The organism is Arthrobacter echini (genome assembly GCF_008107445.1).
GTDB classification, from domain to species: Bacteria; Actinomycetota; Actinomycetes; order Actinomycetales; family Micrococcaceae; genus Arthrobacter_D; species Arthrobacter_D echini_A.
In genome coordinates this window covers 1-1,440 of the sequence record NZ_VSLD01000030.1, presented here as the reverse complement: position 1 = coordinate 1,440, position 1,440 = coordinate 1, and the positions used below count along the sequence as shown (strand labels likewise).

2 protein-coding genes are annotated in these 1,440 nt (G+C 65.6%); one reads left to right on the top strand and one right to left on the bottom strand.

All coding sequences use genetic code 11. The features are described from left to right. Window positions 1-5: 5 nt before the first annotated feature. Window positions 6-1,316, bottom strand: a complete 1,311-nt coding sequence (locus FQ377_RS14670) for an ISL3 family transposase (protein ID WP_148601896.1) — start codon at window positions 1,314-1,316, stop codon at window positions 6-8. Between FQ377_RS14670 and FQ377_RS15045 the strand changes: the two genes are divergently transcribed. Beyond that, a partial coding sequence (locus FQ377_RS15045; protein ID WP_222861894.1) for a hypothetical protein occupies window positions 1,233-1,440 on the top strand: 208 nt, incomplete at its 3' end. The genes FQ377_RS14670 and FQ377_RS15045 overlap by 84 nt on opposite strands.

The window sequence follows — 1,440 nt, the reverse complement described above, 5'->3', positions numbered from 1 at the left end:
GCGGCTCATCGTAAATAAGAGTGCAGGTGGGGTCTGAAGCCGCCTGATTCGAGGAGTGATCTGGCGATGTAGTTGGTGAGGTTCCTGAAGCCGAGGGCTGAGCCGCGAAGGTGTTCGAGGCGCCCATTTATGGCTTCGGTCGGGCCGTTCGATGTGCCGGGGCGGTCAAAGAACGCGAGCACGTCGACGGCGCGTTGTTTCAGGGTCCGGCCGAGCCTGCGGATCTCGACCAGGGCGGCCGGGACGCCCGCGGTGACCGAGTTGATGACCGCTTGCATCATCTCTTTCCCCTTCTGTTTGCTGGGTTCCCGGTACGCGGCGACGATCCGCTGATAGATCCCCCACGTCGCTTCCACCTCGAGGTGCTCCTCAGCCGCGAACACTGCATCCAGGCGTGTGTTCTGCTTCTCGGTGAGCAGTCCCGCACCGGTGTGCAGTGTCCGTCGGGCCCGGTAGAGCGGATCGCCGGAACGGCCTCGATGCCCTGTCGTGGCTTGTTGAACACGCTGCCGGCACCGGTCCAGTCCGTCGCCGGCGAGGCGGACAACATGGAAAGGATCCATCACCGGGACCGCGTCGGGGAGCTCCTCCGTGGTCGCGGTTTTGAAGCCGGTGAACCCGTCCATCGCCACCACTTCGACCCCGTCCCGCCAGGCTTGTGGCCTGTCTGCGAGCCATTGCTTGAACACCTGCTTGGAGCGGCCTTCAACCATGTCCAACAACCGTGCCGGGCCCGTCTTCTCGCGGATCGGCGTCAGATCGATGATGACGGTCACGAACTTGTCGCCCCGCCGGGTGTGCCGCCAGACGTGCTCGTCGACGCCGATCGCGGTCACCCCGTCGAACCGGTGCGGGTCGTCGATCAACCGGCGCTTGCCCTCCGCAAGGACCGCGCTGTTGGCGGTATGCCAGGACACTCCCAGACCGGCCGCGACCCGGGACACGGTGAGGTGATCGACCACGACTGCCTCCAGCGCCCACCTGAGTCCGCGGCGGGAGATCTTCGCTCTCCGCTCAGCGGCTGCGTCCGTGTCCTGCCGCCAGGTGCGACCGCACTCGGTGCACCGGTAGCGGCGCACCCGTACCAGCAGTGTGGTGGGTCGGTGACCGAACGGCTCGTGCGCCAACTGCCGGGTGATCGTATCGCGCGGTAGGCCTTCCGCCCCGCACTTCCGGCACCACGGATCTGCGTGAACAACGCGGCAGTCAATCACCGCCCGATGAGGACTCACATGCTGCCCGATGGCTTCCAGTCCAAGCTCATCAAGGCGGCAGAACGTGGTGAGGTCAGGCGCGTGAAAGGTAGCGTGGGGCACGTCGAGGTCTTTCGGGTGGGCAGTGTAGGAACTTCCATCATCGGAAGGCCTCGACGCCTATCCCGTGACCGACGCGCCCACACCGGCCACCCCGCCCGCACTCTCAATTACGAAGAGCCGCATA